The sequence below is a fragment of the Enterococcus sp. 7E2_DIV0204 genome (assembly GCF_002140855.1).
Taxonomy (GTDB): Bacteria; Bacillota; Bacilli; order Lactobacillales; family Enterococcaceae; genus Enterococcus_L; species Enterococcus_L lemimoniae.
The window spans coordinates 737,933-755,917 of the sequence record NZ_NGKY01000001.1; the positions used below are offsets into that span (position 1 = coordinate 737,933).

Genomic DNA, 17,985 nt, shown 5'->3' on the forward strand with positions numbered 1-17,985 from the left:
GATTATTTTTAATTCTAAATATTTTTAATATTTTAAAAAAGAAAAAGAGCGAAACAAAACTGAAGATTAGTTTTGTTTCGCTCTCAATCTCTATTTAATCCACCCGATACTATTAAATGGTGCAAATCTAAAGGAAACAACTCCCTCAATTGCCTGTCCATCAACCAATCCAAAGGTTCTACTATCACTAGAATTATTACGATTATCTCCCAAAACAAAATAATATCCTTTTGGGATCTTTTTAAATTGTGCCATTTGATCCAAGCTATCCTGCGACAAATTTACTTTGATTGTCCCATCTGGTAATTCATTTGCAGCAGATAACTCAGAAGCTTTAGGTAAAGACTCGGCTTGGTGATTGATAAACAAATCGTTCCCTTCAGTCCAAACTAGATCTCCTGGCATTCCAATCACTCGTTTTACATATTGAAACTCACTTTTCACAGGTGGTTTAAATGTAATGATCTCATATCGTTTAGGTTCCTTTGTACGACGAACAATAACACGATCGCCATTGAGCATAGTGGGTTTCATCGAATCTCCATCAACCATATGTGGTGACGTATTTAAAATAAAGAAAAAGACCAAAACGGCAAATAATACAACTGGAAGCATAAATTTAATGATTTCAATGATATTCTCTTTTCTTTTTTTCTTTTTTCTTTTTTCAAATTCTTCTTTGGTTAATTTTTTCTTTTTTCGCTTTTTCTTGCTTGGCCCGGCTTTTCTATCTAGTTCCACTTTCGGTCTTGCACTACCTCTAGGTTCTTCTCGAATTCCTTCAATGCGTTCTCTATGTTGTGGACGTTTCTTTTTAGGACCAGCTGGTGGGCGTTTTCTATTCTTCGTGTTGTTTTTCACTTTTTGCTTTTTAGCAAATTTTCGTTTTATTTTTCGTTTTAGTCGTTCAAAATATTCCTTTATTTCATCCATGATACACCTCAATCATACCGATTAATACTCTCAATTAAGGATAACAGACTGCTGTCCATTTTTCCATATAAAAACTAGCTAATCAAAACCCTGCCATAAGTTCTCTTCCTAATAAAAAAGGGGAGCTAAGCAAAACTCTAAAAGTTTCGCTCCCCCCACCTAAACGTACTATCAATCGAATACTAATTCTTGTCCCTCAACAATAACACTACTGCTAAGCTGATTTTTGTTCATCAATGTTTGTATAGATACACCTGAATCTTGAGCAATTTCCCATAAGGTCTGACCTTCTTTTACGATGTAGACTTCTTTAGGTACTTCTTTTTCCTTACTTACAGCACTAGCATTTTCAGCTTCTGTTGTCTTTGGCTTTTCTGCTGTCTGTGTCGTTGGAATCGGAGCTACTGGTGTTACAACTTCACCGCCACCTACCGATGCGCCCAAGATCATTGAACTAGACATAAAGTAAATAGCAGTACTAAACAATATTGCAGAAGAAATCAACAGGATAAGATATTTTTTATTGATTCGTTTTTTCATATTGTTCTTCCCTTCATTCGATCGCTGATCGATCGTTTAGTTGCCAGTTTTATCTAGACGTGATAATTTGCTTAAGCGTTCTTCTAATTCACGATAAATCGTCATAACTTCATTCTTAGATTCTTCCACTTCATTAGAGATATTTTTCGCACGGTTGCCAATATTCAACATTTCAAGTTCAGCTGAGTTGACCATGTGTTTCGCTTCAACTTGTGCTTCACTGATGATGCGATTCGCTTCTTTCTTAGCAGAAACCATTACTTCACCGATTTCTTGTTGTGATTTCAAGGCTTCTTCTTGTAATGATTGGTTTTTCAATAATAAGTCATTGATTTGTTGTTTCGCTTGTAATAACTCAGCTAATTGGTTACCCGTTGCTTCACCTGTTGTAGACATGCTGCGCATTGTTTCAAGCTCTGCATTTAAGTTTTCTAATTCTTCTTCTTTTTCTTTGTAAATGCTTCTTAATCCAGCTAATTCAGATTCAAATACATTTTTTTGGATAGAGTATTTATCATTCAAGCCTTGGATACGGCCAAGATTTGTTTCTAAATCACTTTTCTCTTTAAGCACTGACTCTAATTCTTTCTTCAATTCTTCAACACGGCTATTGTCTACAGATGCATCACTGCTTGTTGACAAGGTGATTTCTTTATCTTTTAAGTCTTGATTTTCTTGTTGTAATTGGTGCATTTGTGCTTGAAGATCAGCAAGTTTTTGTGTTAACTCTTGATTTTCTTTATCAGTAGTTTGAAGTTTTTCATTCAATGATTCTAATTCCATCTTCACCGTCTCCAATGCTTCTTGTTTTTCTCCGATTGTTCCTCGGGCTGCTAGATCTGCTTGTAATTGTTGGATTTCTTTTTCTTTTTCAAGAATTTTTGTATCTAACGCTTTGTCTTTTTCAACAAGTGCTGTTTCTAAGTAAGCAATTTGTTCTTGCCCATTAGTATTTTCTTTTTTCAGCTCTTCGATTTGCGCTTTTAAGCGATTGATTTCTTCTGTAGAATCAGCGGATTCATTAGCATCTTCTAACTCAAAAATTTCTGTTTCTTTTTGGTTAAGCTGTGTTGCCAGCTCATCATTTTTTTCTTTTAATAATTCAAGTTCATTTTGGTTACTTTCAACCTTGATGACCAATTGTTTGTTTTGTTGCGATAAACGGAAGTTTTCCTCTTTATTTTGTTCAAATTCAGTTTCCTGTAATCTATATTCTTCGATCAACTCTCTTAAGCGTGTGATCTCTTGTTCTTGTTCAGCTAATAAGCTGCTATTATTTGTTGTCGTTACTGAAACTGGTCGTTGTTCCTCTTCCGAATTGAACTCGATATCTTGCGTCAATTCTTCCTCAGAAACCTCGTTAATTTTTTTAATTAACCGTCTCTTTGCCATCCTTTTTACACCCCGTCTTTTATTTCTAGCTTACTCTATTTATCTAATGTTACTTTTTCTAAGTTATTGTCTTTAGACTCTCTTGTATAAATAATTGACTTTTTAGATAGTTTGTTTGTTTTATCTCGATATGTAAAGTTAAAATCAATCATCGTGATTTCTTTTACAGGCTGTAACTCTTTGATAAAGGTTTCAATGTTTTTCTCAGCTGTTTGGAAATCACTAAATGTCAATGCTGTTGGAAAGACTGAAACTGTTAATGTCTCTGTTTTTTGGCTAATCAAAATTGCTACATTCGCTTCTCCAAAAAAGGGCTGCCAATCTCTTAGAAGTTGAAGTTCGTAGTTATCCAGTGCTTGAGCATCTCGGCTTTCCACGACTTTTTTCCAAGGAAATTCAGCCAATTTCAATGAGTTCTCTTTATAGCTTTCGATTTCAGCGCCAGAAGCTGTACCTCTGGCATCTTTAATCTCTTCTATCTTCAATTCTAAATCTTTATTATCTTTTCTCAAAGTATCTTGATTATAAAGTATCCCAAAAAATAGTAAGCAAAAAATAATTGCTGCAATCATCAAAAATAATAATGATCGATTATTCTCTTGATATTTATAAAAATTGATCTTGCGTTTCATTTTTGGACTATCAGAATCCAAGCTCTCCAGCTGGAATCGGACGTACAACTGATAACTGAAAAAAAGAAACAGTATTACTACTAATACAAACATGAAAATCGTCATCAAATATAAACTCCTTTATTCCTTAATAAAAAAACACTAAATATATCTATTTTTTTGAAAGTTATCCACTTTCTACCCAATTATACATAGTTTATTGTAACATTACGTTACGTTATTGCCAACTTTTTTTTATAAACACAACGAAAAGTCAATAAAAATAGGAGTTTAAGTAGTAAATTTTAGTGGTTTTTTATCATTTCATTCGAATAAAGACATGTATTATGCTGTTAATTTACAGTTTATTCTTTTTGATGTTAGTATTTTCACTAATTATTAATTAATCGTAAAAATAACAACGACTTCCTAGTAAGATTATGTGGTTAGAAACAACTGTCCCTGTACTTATAGCAATTGGTCTGTCTTATGTTCTTCAATTCAAACACCCGATACTTTTACCGATATGTACCAAGATTTTCTTCTAGCTCAGCTTCAAAAATACCTACGCTAACACCTAACGCACGGTCGACTGAATCCATGATGTCGATTCCTAAATGGCAAACTTTTTCTTTTAAGCGTATTTTATCAATGGTGCGGATCTGTTCCAGTAATATAACTGAATCTCGTTCGATTCCAGTTTCTTCTGAGTTGATACCTATATGTGTTGGCAACTTTGGTTTAGCCATCTTTGCTGTAATCGCGGCTACGATAATTGTTGGACTAAAATGATTGCCTAAATTATTCTGTATGACTAGTACTGGACGTACTCCCCCTTGTTCTGATCCTACAACAGGGGATAAGTCTGCAAAATATATGTCACCCCTTTTGACCATTTGAAGCCTCCTATTCTATTTATACTCCCTTGGCATGCGTTCAGAAAATGTACATGCCACTTCATAGTGGATCGTCTCTAATTTATCTGCCACCATCTGTAATGTGATATCTGCTCCGTGATCATGTCCAATCAATGTGACTTGTGTGCCAGCAGTTGTTTCCCCAGGCAATCGAATCATGCATTGATCCATGCAGATTCTTCCGATAATTTCACACGGTTGCCCATCAACTAATACTGAAAAACCTTGTAAATGACGCAACCAGCCATCGGCATAACCGATTGGTATTGTGCCGATCCATTCATTTTCTGTGGTCGTATAGGTGTTGCCATACCCAATTCCTTCTCCAGCCGGCAATTCTTTCACATGAATCAATTCCGATACTAAGCTCAAGGCTGGTTTTAAAGGATAAACCTCAGGCAGGATACGGCCAGATGGATTCAACCCATACATCGCTATCCCAAATCGAATCATATTCCCTACATTATCTGGGTGCCATAATGCTGTTGCACTATTGCTCACGTGGACATATTTTGGCAACTCAAAAAGTCCTGATAACACTGCTTGAAAACGTTCTGTTTGTTTTTCAAAATAGCTGACGTCTTGTTCATCTGCTGTTGAAAAATGAGTAAATAATCCTTCCCAAACCACCATTTGTGTTGATTGCACTAATTCAACTGTTTGTTTTACATCTTTTGGGGTCCTAAATCCAATACGCCCCATACCTGTATCAACTTTTATATGTATTTTTAATGGTGTTAGTGTTTCTATATAATTTAAGCGATCAATTGCTTGTTCCAGCCAATCTTGAGTTGCGACTGTGACAGACAGGTCATATTTCAGCAGCAATTCTATGTAAGAAACATCCACGATACTTAAAATGAGTATCGGCTCTGTAATACCAGCTTCACGCAGTTCCATCGCTTCATCCAAGATTGCTACACAAAAACCTGTAGCACCACCCTGAATGGCTGCTTTAGCTGTTTGAACAGCTCCATGTCCATAACCATTTGCTTTCACTACAGCAAATAATTCTGTCCCTTGCGGCATTCGTTTTACTTCATTGTAAACATTTTCCTTGATTGCTTGTGTATCGATCACTAACTTTGTGGGACGATGCCATCCTACTGCCATATGTGTCCTTCTTTCTTTTATGCTCGAGATAAAAATAAGCCATACTCAGTATTTACTTCATATGAAAAATATCAGCATTTGTCAGATCAATACCGTCTATCTCGACCTTTATTCGATAAAAATTTTAGCTGGCTTCCAAAATAATCTGTGCAATCGCAAAAGTATCTGTATGCGAAATGGATACAAACACCTTTCCATCATGAGGTGATTTTGTCACTTTAGGAGCACCATTGTCTTCTTTTAAAACCTCAATGTCATGTAATCCCACGCGTCCGATCCCAGTTCCCCAAGCTTTAGAAAAAGCTTCCTTGCAAGCAAAGCGACCTGCTAAAAACTCGATCTGGCGTTTATGTGGTAATTTCTGAAAAAGTACATATTCATTATCGGTGAGAACTCTCTGAACAAAAGACGTTTTATTTTCGATAATTTTTTCGATTCTTGACAGTTCTACCATGTCTATACCAATTCCCTTAATCATCCTTCTGAGTCCTTCTTTTTTTATTTTTATAAATCACTCTTATTCTATCAAATTTTAGCAATTTTTCCACACAATAATGTAAAAAATTAATAAAAAGCTGAACAAGTTCGTTCAACTCGTTCATCCAGATAAACAAAAGAGGGCAGAACACAGCTTTTAAGCCTTGTTCTACCCTCTTAAAATTCAATAATTAGCTAAATTAAATTAACTTTGACTTTTTATTGATTTATTAGTTTGAGTTATCTCTAATAACAAAGCTACGTTTTTTATCGTTATGACGTTTTGCTGAACGATTGTCTTTGCTCTTATTGTAGCCGCCACCGTTTCCGCTGCCGCCTGTGCCTTTGTTATTTTTGTTCCCACGGTAACCACCACCGCCATTTTTGTTACGATTACGGCTATTACCACCACCGCTGCGATTGTTTTTGTTGAACCCTTTTTTATTTGATGGTAATGGGCGTTCTGGTGTAATTTTTACTGGTACAGCATCTGATGGATCTTTAGAAATTGTTTTTAGTAATAATGCAGCTAAATCTTCTGCAGAATATTTTTCTAAAAGATTTTTAGCAGATGGTAAGTAGTTTTCTAGACCATTTTCTGAAATTTTTTCTTCAACTGTTTCGATTGCGGCACCCAATTGTCCTTTAAATGCTTCTTGTTCATTTGGTGGACGTAATGGTGTCATACGTTTTTTCGTTAATTCTTCAATGACGTGTAAATAGCCCATTTCATTTGGTGTAACGAAAGTCACAGACATTCCGCCTTTACCAGCACGACCAGTACGGCCAATACGGTGAACATAGCTTTCAGGATCTTGTGGGATATCGTAGTTGTAAACATGTGTGACTCCTGAAATATCTAATCCACGAGCCGCAACGTCTGTTGCAACTAAAATATCTAAGTTTCCGCTCTTGAATGAACGTAAAACGCTCATACGTTTTTGTTGAGATAAGTCGCCATGAATTCCTTCTGCTTTATATCCGCGTGCTTCTAACCCACGAGCTAATTCATCTACGCGGCGTTTAGTACGACCAAATACGATTGTTAATTCTGGTGTTTGAACATCTAATAAACGAGTCATTACATCGAATTTTTCGAAGTCTTTTGAACGAACATAGTATTGATCGATCAAATCAGCAGTCATTTCTTTAGCTTTGATTTTCACGTGTTCTGGTTCTTTCATGAACTTCACGCCGATGTTTTTGATTGCTGGTGGCATTGTTGCTGAAAATAGTAATGTTTGACGTGTTGACGGAATTTTAGAGATGATTTTTTCGATATCTTCTAAGAATCCCATATTCAACATTTCATCTGCTTCATCTAAAACTAATGTTTCGATTGCATCTAATTTTAGAGTGCGACGATTGATGTGATCTAATAAACGTCCAGGTGTACCTACTACAACATGTGGATTTTCTTTTAATCCGCGAATTTGACGGCCGATGTCTGCTCCGCCGTATACTGCTTGAACGCGGATTTTTTTATCGCGGCCTAAACGGTATAATTCCTCTTGTGTTTGGATTGCTAGCTCACGTGTTGGTGCAATTACGATTCCTTGTAATACACGGTTCGAAGTGTCGATTTTTTGTAACATTGGCAAACCAAACGCAGCTGTTTTACCAGTTCCTGTTTGTGCTTGTCCAATTACGTCTTTACCTTGTAATGCTAGAGGGATTGTTTCCTCTTGAATCGGTGTTGCTTCTTCAAATCCTGAGCGCTCGATTGATGCCAATAATTCTGGTTCTAAGCCAAGTTCTTTAAATTTCAAATGATATCCTCCTAATAGTGTTTGTTGCAGAAGAAATTTTTTCTTCTAACATGATGTTACAGGTGATTTGACTTTCACTAACTTCGAAAATGTTCATGGAATCAGTAAACCTTCTACATAGGTTTCGCGTATTTTCTCATTAGTGTTACCGAAAAATCCACCTTATGAAGCTACAGGCACTAGAAAAGCCAAACGAGTTCGTTCAGCTTTTTTAATCTTTATATGATAGAAAAGTATCTTCAATAGGTACTTTCGATTTATCTACTTCGATCTTCCGGCAATAGGTTATTTTAGCATAGTTTTATATTTTCAGCAAGTTTTATGAAAGCTTGCTACATTTCAAGAAGTTTTGTAACGACTTCATTTAATCCCATACCATTACTTGCTTTTAAAACAACCATATCTTCTGGTTCAAGGAGTAACTTTAATGTGTTTATCAATATTTCTTTTTCTTCTTTATCAAAATAGTGAATCTTATCTTCTTGATATTTTTTCTTAATTTCATCATGTAATGCCTGCATCTCAGTTCCGTAGAGAATAACATCCGTAACTTCCGCAGGATTTAAATGCTCACTCACAGAAGCATGCATCAGTGCTGAATCAGGTCCTAATTCAAGCATATCTCCTAACACGGCTACTCTCTTGCCTTGTGTAGGCATTTGGCTAAAACTATCTAAAACTAATTTCATAGCGGTTGGATTCGCATTGTAGACATCACTTAAAATTTCGATGCCTTTACTACTTTTTAACCATTCCGTTCGATTTTTTGTTAATTGAAATTCAGATAAGCCTGCTTGAATTTTTTCTTCTGATAAATCGAACCATTGCCCAATAGTAATTGCAATCAAGGCATTGCCAACGTTGTATTTCCCTGGAACTGGGATCGTAAACAGTGTTTTTGACCCATTGACTTTAAAGGAAGTATATTCTTTTTGTACTTCTATGATTTGGGCCTGACAATCTGCTGCTCCTAAACTAAATGTTTTGATCGTTTGTGGTTGCTCCTTTGTCAACGATACTAGTAAAGGTTCATCTGCAGGAATGATCAGCAGGCCATTTTTAGCAAGACCTGATGCAATTTCCATTTTTGCTTTGGCAATGCCTGCTCTTGATCCCAAATTTTCAATATGTGCTTCGCCGATCATTGTAATTGCTGCTACTTCTGGCTGAGCCAATTTGGATAAAAAATCGATCTCATTTGCATGATCCATACCCATTTCTAAAATCAGTTTTTCAGTTTCATCCGGCATATGTAAAATAGTATACGGTAGCCCGATATCATTATTATAATTCCCTTGTGTTTTATAGGTTTTAAACTGTTTAGCTAAAACGGCTTCGGTCATATCTTTTGTTGTCGTTTTACCATTGCTTCCTGTAATCGCAATCACTGTTGGCTGCATTTTCTTTAGATAATACACAGCTAAGTCCTGCATAGCCTTCAATGTATCCGCTACTTGTAAGATCGGTAATTGAGCAGGTGCGGCCTCTGTTCTACTCCAAAAGGCTGCGTGCGCTCCTTTATCCATAGCACCTTTAATAAATGAATGCCCGTCATTTTCACCTTTCAACGGAACAAAAAGATTTCCTGGTCCAATCAATCGGCTGTCAAATTCGATCCCTGTCAATTCAAAATCTGCCCATTGTCTCCAATCATTTGTCGCTTGTACCGCTTTGGCTGCTTCCCAAAAAGTAAGTTTCATTGGTCTCTCTCCTTAGATTTCCTTTAACATCAACGTTTCTTATAAACAGCTACTCATACATAAAAGGGCTGAAACAAAACTGATTCCGTTTTGTCTCCTCCCTTTTTGTCGTTTATCTTTCGTAAAAACTTTGTCTTTGTTTGAATCGATTTAACGCTAATTGAATTAGTTCTTCAATCAAATCGTTATATTTCAAGCCCATATTTTCCCACAATAATGGATACATACTAAATTCTGTAAAACCAGGCATTGTGTTTAGCTCATTTAAGAACAACTCATTCTTACTTGTTAAAAAGAAATCACATCGGCTTAAACCACTGCCGTCTAATATAGTATAGGCTTTTTTAGCAAATTCTTGTGCTTTTTGATGTACTTCATCGGGCACTTCAGCTGGAATTTGCATCGTGATTTGGTTATCGATATATTTTGAATTGTAATCATAAAACTCAACATCTTTAACGATTTCGCCTGGTAAGGTTGTTCGCACATCTTCATTACCTAAAATCGCTACTTCGATTTCACGCGCTTCGATTCCTTGCTCAACAATTGCTCTGGAATCATAACGGTAAGCTTCTTCTAATGCATTTTGTAGTTCTTCACGATTTTCAGCTTTACTGATTCCCACACTAGAACCCATATTAGCAGGTTTGACAAAGACTGGATAAATCAATGAACCTTCACATTGCTCAAAGACTTTTTTAGGATTTTCTTTCCAATCGCTTCTTAGTACGGGAACAAATGGCACCTGAGGAATCCCAGCTGTTTGTAGTAAATATTTAGTCATGATCTTATCCATTGCATTTGCACTTGCTAAGACGCCTGCACCAACATACGGTAGTCCTAAAGTTTCTAAAAATCCTTGGATCGTACCATCTTCTCCGTTAGGTCCATGTAAAACAGGGAAAACAATCGTATCTTCTTCCTTGATTTCACACGGCATGATCACACGACCTGTAAACTCGCCCCACTTATCTACATCACCATCTTTAGACCAAGTCAATTTAAGAATATCTTTACTCTCAGGTTTTTCTGACAAAAGCGGCCCTTTGACCCATTCACCATCTTTACTAATAAAAACCAATTGAACTTGATAATAATTATAATAAATCGCATTTAAAACTGAATAAGCAGATAATATTGAAACATCATGCTCCTCACTTCTCCCACCATATAGCAAAGTAATCTTCAAATGCTTTTCCTCCTAATTTTTAAAGCTGAAAGAGCTCATTTAGTCTTGACAGGAAAATAGGAAAAATTGACTGTGTCGTTCTTTGGCACATTCCATTTTTGTCTTTTTTTCGAAGGGTTAGTCCGCGAAGCTAGATAATTTTTAAAGTATCCAGATATCACAAGGCTCCTATATCCAACAAAGAAATTCAAAATAACTCTTTCATATTTTAGCATAAAAGAACTAGTCCGAATAGAAACAAATCATCAAATAAAAGAAAAAGTTTCATAATTACTGTTGTTTCAAACTAGAAGACTATTTTTATTTACTTTCCCTGATAGCTCTTAATCATATAAAACTAAGATCCTTACTTTGATAGAACGAATTTAACCTATTCTGTAATCAAAGTCACTAGTTTCGCTCTAAATTTCTCCCGATCATCCTGTGTGAAAGCCTTTGGTCCTTTCGTACGACCACCGCTTTTTCGGACTTTTGCACTAAAATAGCGTTGCTCCAATAAACTATCCATATTTTCCCCAGTATATTCATAGCCTAATTGATGCAATACTCGCACCCCTTTAGGTAAGACTAAAGAAGCCAGTCCATAGTCTTGGGTTACTAAAATATCGCCTTTGTCGATCAGCTGAACAATCTTATAATCTGCTGCATCGGCTCCTTTGTCTACATACACAAAAGAAACATTTTTAGGGTATTCTTTCAGTGAATAGTGATCAATGCTTGTTACGATCACAACATCGAGCGAGTGCTTTAGTGCAACGTCAATTGTCGTGTCTTTTACTGGTGAGCCATCACCATCAATAAAAATTCTCATCATCGTTCCCTTTCAGCGGTTTGTATTTAATTTAAATACCAAGCTGGATGCCGTTTTAAAAAGGTTGCTACTTCCGCAAAAACAGCTTCCTTCACGATTTTATACAGCTCTGGATTCCTGATTTTCTTTTTGATCGCTCCAGTGTACCTTGGTCGTTTGACTTTAATTGAAAGTACAACATCGAATCGTTCAGGAAAATTATCTATGGTCAGGTATTTCAAGCGATTGGTTTCTTCTAAAAACTGATTGATAGCATCCACCGTTCCTTGAACAAAACCATCAAGGTGCGTCCCACCATCTGAGGGCAAATGACCATTGACAAAGCTGTCTTTAATGCTAGTCGAACCGTTTTTAGAAATTACAGCTTGGATCGTGACACCTTCGCTGATTGTATTGATAATCAACGGCTGACCGCTTCTCGTAATACTATCATCTTTTTGAAAAATATAGTCTACAAGTCCTTGTTCATAATGAAAATAATTTTTTTGCTGCTTCCCATCCGTTAGTGAAATCGTCAAACCGCTGTTCAACATAGCGAGCTCTTGACAGCGATTGAATAAGATAAAATAGGATAATGGCTTGTTTCCAAATAATGTTTCATCCGGTGTGAAAGCGAGTTCGATTCGTTGCCCTTCATCTTCAGAAGGGATCAATGCTTTTTTATTCAGCTGTCCATTTTGATAGATTTGGATTGTCCGCTTGCCTAATTTTTCCACCCCAAAACCTAATTGTTCCGATAAAGCATTGACTACCGATAAAAAAAGATAGGGCGGTGTATATTGTTCTTCTGGAGTTTTATCTAAAAATAATCCTTTTTTACTAAAAAAAGAAAAAATAAATTGTTTCTCGGAAAGCTCGATCGAAAGCTCTGTCTGCTTTAAATCAACCGCTAATTGCAGTAGATGATCCAATACTTGCAGGACCATGCTCTCTAAGCCAGTCGGACCAATCCCACCAATGTACATACTTGGTCGTTTTCGAATACTATCTTTCAAAACATCATCATCTAGTGCTTTCCAAATATTTTCATCGGTCATATGATCTCCTCCTGTAAACAGATTTTCCTATCTAAATAACGTACAAAATAATAACTGTCGATCTTAAGCATACCAATTTATCTGAGCTACGTAAATGGTTTCGCTAAATTACCTACTCTTCTTATTATAATGAAAAAAAGAGTAGAACGAAAGTAGTATAAACGCATTTACACTATTTCATTCCACTCTTTTTATTAACGGATCAAATCCACTGTCGGTTGTTCCATGATATGTCGGACTTGTTTGCGCGTTGTTAAAGGCACATCGCCTTGGATCGTATGCGCTAAAACACCATTTGCTATGGCAAACTCTACACTTTCAACTAATGACCAGGATTCACTATATCCAAGTAAAATCCCGGCAGCATAGCCATCACCAGCCCCGATCCGATCTAAATTAATGATTTCTCTTGGAGCTGCCTGAACATAGTTTTCTGAATCAAATAGAAATCCCGTCAAATAATGTTTATCCCCTTCACCTTGACGAATAGTTCCAGCAAAACGCTCAATCTGATATTTCGTCATAAATCGATGAACTAATTCTTTAAACTGATTCGCACAATCCACTGTTTCACTTAGCGGCATGTCTAATAGATCAGTCAAATCTCGCTGACTACCAAAAACTAGATCACAATAGGGTAACATTTTTTCATATTGTTCTTTCATAAAAGCAACACCATGCACTTCATTCAAACTAGGCCGAAAATTAAAGTCAAAACAAACTTTTTTCCCCAATACGTGAGCTTTTTCAGCTAAAACAAAAGCTGCTTCACGCGTTTTTTCTGTCAAACTTAATGAAATCCCACAAATATGCACTAAATCAGTTTCAGCTAAAAAAGCATCAAAATCATAATTAGAAGCCCCACTCACACCAAACGAACTGTTGCGGCGGTTTTGATACGTAACTTGTGTAGGTCTTGGACCAAAGCCCATTTCAGCAAAGTATGAACCTATATGATCACCAGAAATACCAACCCAGTGATCTTGAATCCCTAACTGTCGAACGCTCGCTTTGGCGGCTTCGCCTAATCGATTATTAGGAAGGTTCGTCAACAGACTTGTTTGACAGCCAAAATGAGCGAGATTACTTAAAATATTAACTCCTGTTCCTGTAAAATCTAAACGTAATTCTTTGGTTTGTTCCAACATCAGATATTCTGGTGGGGTCAAACGCATCATTATTTCACCAAATGCCGCAATTCTCATGTCGATCCCTGCCTATTTCTTAGCTTCACGAGTTCGTTCAGCTTTTATTTTTATCTCGCTTTGTGAACTTGCGTTTCGGAAAAAAGACAAAATATGAATGAGGCACATTTCGCCTCAGTCATATTTTCCTATTTTTCTGTCAGCGCCGAACGAGCTTCACTCAGCTTTTATTTTTTTAATGTATTTTTGATCATACCAAGTAATGTTTTCACATCTTCTGGTCTTGTGTCTCCTGTTGTTGAATCGATGATTGAGCTATAAACGTGAGGGATGATTTTCTTCACTCCGGCATCTACTGCGATTTGTACGATTTCTTCAAAGTTTTCTAAATCGATTCCTCCTGTTGGCTCTAGATAGAAGTCATATTTAGCACATGCTTCAGCCACTGCTTTGTATTCTTCGATATGGGCTAACCCTTTCATTGGGAAGAATTTGATGGAGCTGCCGCCCATGTCTTGTAACAGATGGATCGCCGTTTCAATCGTCACTTCTCCTGCTGGGCTTTGTGAGCTTAGGGGACCTGTAGCGATATTGACGATGCCGACTTTACCAGTTGGTGAGACTAAGCCATTGATGATGGTTTCGTTTTGACCTAATAAGGCACGAGAGGTGCCTACACCTGTAAAGACTTGGTTTACGTGTTGGGGTTGTAATTCTTTTGAAATTCTTGATACCATTTGGCTTTGATTCGGATCGCCTGCGCCTAAACCGACTGATAAAGCGTTGTTTGTTGCAGCGGCGTATTTTTTCATGTCTTCGATTGCTGCTTCGTCGGTTGGGTAATTTTTTGATAATACCCCTAACACGATATGGCCTTCGGCGGCTGTGTAACAGTCTTTCGCGTTTTCTACTGAGTTCGCTAATACGTTTAAGCAAATACGGTTTTCTAAATAGTTTGGTGTTAATGTCATAGTTGATTCACTCCTGTTTCTATTTTTTAGTTCATGATTGTTGTTAATCGTGTCACAATTTTGTTCATTTCCTCTTCATTCACAGAACGGATATCGAATTCGATGATCCCATTGTTGGCTTGGTATTCACGGGTATAAATTGCGGGACTCTCCGCTTTTAATGCTTGAATGACTTCTTTGGCTGATTTTGTGCCGCTTACTTTGATGCTGGCACGGTAAATCTCTCTGCCCGCTCCATCTTGAACCACTTTGGCTTCGATGTTTGTGATGTTATTCAGAGCTTCGATAAACGGTTCTAATCGTGCTTGCATCGATTCGCCTGATTCACTGCCGTTTTTCACGTAATCTTCCACAGCTTGGGTAAAGCCTAAAATGTTGTCTTTGCCGATTTTCATTGCACGGCCGATGCCTTTGCCTTGGAGACGGATCCACTCGATGTAGTCCTTTTTCCCGATCACCAGTCCAGCGCTTGGGCCTTCGATGGCTTTGGCACCACTGTATATTACTAAATCTGCGCCCGCCTCGATGTATTTGAACAAATCTTCTTCCGCTGCGGCGTCAACGATCAATGGTAATTTACGAGCTCGCGCTACGGTTGCGGCTTCTGCCACACTTAACATACTTTTTTGAACGGTGTGATGGCTCTTTATATAAAGAATCGCAGCTGTTTGATCCGTGACCATCATGTCGATATGCTCGGGTGTACACATATTGGCATAGCCCGCTTCGACCACTTGTCCACCGCCTTGTGCCACCATTACTTCGACAGGTGTGCCGTAATCGACGTTATGCCCTTTTGGCAGGATGATTTCACGTTTGGTCACTTTATCAGTATACGGATGATACGCATGATAAACGGACCCTTCACCGATTAACGCTGCCACACTTTGCGCGATTCCGGCAGATGCAGAGGACACGACTTGCGCATCTTCAACGTTTAAGAGTTTCGCTAAATAAGCGCCTGTTTGAATACTTAGTTCGCTTATTTCAAAGAAATGTTCCCCACCAAATTTTTGTGCAGCTAAGACATTTCCAGACACTTTTGAGACGCCTAAGATCGTCATTCTGCCTGAAGCGTTGATGACTTCTTTTAGATTGAATTTTTCGTAACTAATTGTCATAAACTGTTCCTCCAATAATGGTTTTTACAGGTTTGATCAATTCTTTTGCTTCTCTGGTATACCCATTTGAATCAGTTAAAGTCTTCTGTCCTTTTTCGATTGTAAAGATTGTAATATCCGCATCATAGCCTTCTTTCAGATGACCTTTTGTATCAAAATGAAAGTTTTCAGCAGGTGCTTCAGTCACTTTTTTAATAATTTCTGTCCAATCATAGCCTACAACCCGCAACTTTTCCATTGTCGTTGCTAAATCATGAACTGGACCATTTTCGCGGTTGCGGATATAAATATCGGTACTGATCGATGTTGCTTTTAGACCTTCTTCCATAGCTGTTTCAGCAACATGGAAATTGAAACTATCTGTCCCATGACCAATATCAAACGCAATCCCTTTTTCATATGCAGTTCGCGCAAAAGCTTTAATCTTATCTGTTTCTTGATTTAAAATACCATTTGGTTTTCCATTAAAACAATGAGTCAATACATCACCTTTAGACATATGTGCTAAGATTTCATCTAATTCTGGCGGTGCTGAGCCCACATGTACCATCAAGGGTAGATTATTATTTTCTTTTTGGATGTTTTTGGCCATTTCTAACGGAGTGATGCCATTATCTCCGATAACAGTTTTACTCATGCGTGCTTTGATTCCTACGACAAAGTCAGGCAGTTCACTCAGCGCTTTATATACTAATTCTTCTTTGACTTTGCTCAGATCTGCTAGTTCATCTTGCTCAACGATACCCCACTTTGAAATATTCAACAACGCATACACATTGGTTGTCGCTTGTTTCGATAAGTCATAAAACTCATGGATATTTTCAGCTCCAGTTGTACCAGCATCGATCACTGTCGTTACGCCTTTTTTAACACCAATTTCATCTGGAAAATCGTAGTATAAAGTCATTTTTTCAAAACAATGAACATGATCGTCAATCCAACCAGCTGATAGATAAGTATCGGTGGCTAATTCCATTCGTTCTTTACTATCTGCTTCGATTTTTTCTGAAATTTTTACGATTTTTCCAGCATTGATTGCTACTTCTATCGGTTTTCCCTCAATGGTTTTGCCATTTTTTATAATTAAGTCGTAACTCATTTTATCCCCTACTTTTCTGTAAATCTAAATTTTGTCCAGGGTTTTACAAAATCTAACAACAACAATTCTTTCTCTGTTATTTGCCCTACTTTATTTTTACGGTCGTCTGAATGCGGCTGTAAAACAATTTGCAGTTCATTTTTGTATTTCCCGAATGCATCATTACCGATCACAACATCACCTACTTGAAACTCTTGGGTATTATCATGCGCTGGATTGGCTTTATGTTGGTATTTTTTACGAACTTCAGTAGAACGAACCACTTGATCTGTAATGTCTCCACGGCGAAAATGCTGTTCTGTCAATGTAATTGCTTTTTCAACGTCACTTGCCTCTTTCGTAAATTCCACTGCTAATTCTAATTGATAACGATTTAAGCTACCTAACAACTCTAATTCTTCATCTGAAGCATAAGCATTGCCTATAATCACATCATCGATCAGACCTGTCGCAAATAAATGTTTCGTTTGAACATCCACTGGTAAATGTCGGTGCATTTCTAATGTTGGCAACCCATCATTGACATCCCATGGACCGATTTTGCCTGCTTGAGAATTGATAAACGCTGCTGTACGAATGCCATGTTTTTTGAAGCGAACACTACAACGCTCAAAGAAATCATACGGCAATGCCGTACCTTCTTGCGGATAAAAATTATGACAGCCGTAAAGAAATGGCACATTGGCTTCATAAGTCAAAATATTATCTAGGTAAGCCACATCATTACTCATATTCAATTCGATCGCTAAATCAAAAGGATTAAAGGTCAACTTTGCTTCTTTATTACCATCAAATCCTACATCCAAACGAATGCCATCAGCGCCCGTTTCATAAAAGAAGGTTAAATCATCATACGAAATTTCTAATTCGTCAAAAATATTCGGCGCTACATCTAAAATCGTTTCATAGCCTAAATCTTTTGCATAGGAAATCAATGACTTAAACTTTTCTTTCACTACTTCTTTTCCTTCAGTTACTTCCAACATACTCATAAAGATCCGTGAAAATCCACATTCACTTGCCTTTTTTAAATAAGCTTTGTCTTTTTCTATTTCACTATGATCTGGGTAAACGGATACTCCTAATGCTCTTTTCATTGATTTTGCCCTCGCTTTATATGGTCGAATTTATGTCTGTACTTCCAAGAAATAACTGAACTG

Annotated in this window: 17 protein-coding genes; all 17 read right to left on the minus strand. The window is 37.1% G+C overall.

What is annotated here, in order from left to right:
* Nucleotides 1-90 precede the first annotated feature (90 nt).
* The 17 genes from lepB to A5819_RS03555 all read right to left on the minus strand — a co-directional run bounded on the left by lepB (nt 91) and on the right by A5819_RS03555 (nt 17,922).
* The gene (lepB, locus tag A5819_RS03475; protein ID WP_086281822.1) at nt 91-933 is read right to left on the minus strand and encodes a signal peptidase I; all 843 of its coding nucleotides are present in this window, start codon (nt 931-933) and stop codon (nt 91-93) included.
* Between the two features lie 171 nt (nt 934-1,104).
* Nucleotides 1,105-1,473: a LysM peptidoglycan-binding domain-containing protein gene (locus tag A5819_RS03480; RefSeq protein WP_086281821.1), complete on the minus strand. Its 369-nt coding sequence runs from the start codon at nt 1,471-1,473 to the stop codon at nt 1,105-1,107.
* Between the two features lie 36 nt (nt 1,474-1,509).
* Nucleotides 1,510-2,865: a hypothetical protein gene (locus tag A5819_RS03485; RefSeq protein WP_086281820.1), complete on the minus strand. Its 1,356-nt coding sequence runs from the start codon at nt 2,863-2,865 to the stop codon at nt 1,510-1,512.
* A gap of 35 nt (nt 2,866-2,900) precedes the next feature.
* A complete protein-coding gene (locus tag A5819_RS03490) occupies nt 2,901-3,602 on the minus strand; it encodes a hypothetical protein (RefSeq protein ID WP_086281819.1) in 702 nt (233 codons plus the stop codon).
* Between the two features lie 392 nt (nt 3,603-3,994).
* Entirely contained in the window at nt 3,995-4,372 is a 378-nt protein-coding gene (locus tag A5819_RS03495) for a type II toxin-antitoxin system PemK/MazF family toxin (RefSeq protein ID WP_086281818.1), read from the minus strand.
* A 15-nt stretch (nt 4,373-4,387) separates the two neighbouring features.
* Nucleotides 4,388-5,506: an alanine racemase gene (gene alr, locus A5819_RS03500; protein ID WP_086281817.1), complete on the minus strand. Its 1,119-nt coding sequence runs from the start codon at nt 5,504-5,506 to the stop codon at nt 4,388-4,390.
* Nucleotides 5,507-5,630: 124 nt separating this feature from the next.
* Complete coding sequence (acpS, locus tag A5819_RS03505; RefSeq protein WP_086281816.1) at nt 5,631-5,984, minus strand: holo-ACP synthase; 354 nt, start codon at nt 5,982-5,984, stop codon at nt 5,631-5,633.
* A gap of 229 nt (nt 5,985-6,213) precedes the next feature.
* Nucleotides 6,214-7,752, minus strand: a complete 1,539-nt coding sequence (locus A5819_RS03510) for a DEAD/DEAH box helicase (RefSeq protein ID WP_086281815.1) — start codon at nt 7,750-7,752, stop codon at nt 6,214-6,216.
* Between the two features lie 332 nt (nt 7,753-8,084).
* Nucleotides 8,085-9,452, minus strand: a complete 1,368-nt coding sequence (murF, locus tag A5819_RS03515) for a UDP-N-acetylmuramoyl-tripeptide--D-alanyl-D-alanine ligase (RefSeq protein WP_086281814.1) — start codon at nt 9,450-9,452, stop codon at nt 8,085-8,087.
* A 112-nt stretch (nt 9,453-9,564) separates the two neighbouring features.
* Nucleotides 9,565-10,641 (minus strand): D-alanine--D-alanine ligase, encoded by a 1,077-nt coding sequence (locus A5819_RS03520; protein ID WP_086281813.1) that lies wholly within the window; start codon nt 10,639-10,641, stop codon nt 9,565-9,567.
* A 370-nt stretch (nt 10,642-11,011) separates the two neighbouring features.
* The gene (locus tag A5819_RS03525) at nt 11,012-11,452 is read right to left on the minus strand and encodes a YaiI/YqxD family protein (RefSeq protein ID WP_086281812.1); all 441 of its coding nucleotides are present in this window, start codon (nt 11,450-11,452) and stop codon (nt 11,012-11,014) included.
* Nucleotides 11,453-11,478: 26 nt separating this feature from the next.
* Nucleotides 11,479-12,489, minus strand: a complete 1,011-nt coding sequence (locus tag A5819_RS03530; RefSeq protein WP_086281811.1) for a hypothetical protein — start codon at nt 12,487-12,489, stop codon at nt 11,479-11,481.
* 194 nt (nt 12,490-12,683) lie between these two features.
* Nucleotides 12,684-13,694 carry a sugar kinase gene (locus A5819_RS03535; protein ID WP_086281810.1) on the minus strand — a complete coding sequence of 337 codons (1,011 nt, stop codon included), beginning with the start codon at nt 13,692-13,694 and terminating at the stop codon, nt 12,684-12,686.
* Nucleotides 13,695-13,861: 167 nt separating this feature from the next.
* Nucleotides 13,862-14,605 (minus strand): KDGP aldolase family protein, encoded by a 744-nt coding sequence (locus tag A5819_RS03540; protein WP_086281809.1) that lies wholly within the window; start codon nt 14,603-14,605, stop codon nt 13,862-13,864.
* Between the two features lie 26 nt (nt 14,606-14,631).
* Nucleotides 14,632-15,726, minus strand: coding sequence for a DgaE family pyridoxal phosphate-dependent ammonia lyase (locus A5819_RS03545; RefSeq protein ID WP_086281808.1), 1,095 nt, complete (start codon nt 15,724-15,726; stop codon nt 14,632-14,634).
* The gene (locus A5819_RS03550; RefSeq protein ID WP_086281807.1) at nt 15,716-16,825 is read right to left on the minus strand and encodes an amidohydrolase/deacetylase family metallohydrolase; all 1,110 of its coding nucleotides are present in this window, start codon (nt 16,823-16,825) and stop codon (nt 15,716-15,718) included. The genes A5819_RS03545 and A5819_RS03550 overlap by 11 nt, the downstream gene beginning before the upstream one ends.
* Nucleotides 16,826-16,833: 8 nt before the next feature.
* Nucleotides 16,834-17,922: a DUF871 domain-containing protein gene (locus tag A5819_RS03555; protein ID WP_086281806.1), complete on the minus strand. Its 1,089-nt coding sequence runs from the start codon at nt 17,920-17,922 to the stop codon at nt 16,834-16,836.
* Nucleotides 17,923-17,985: the final 63 nt, after the last annotated feature.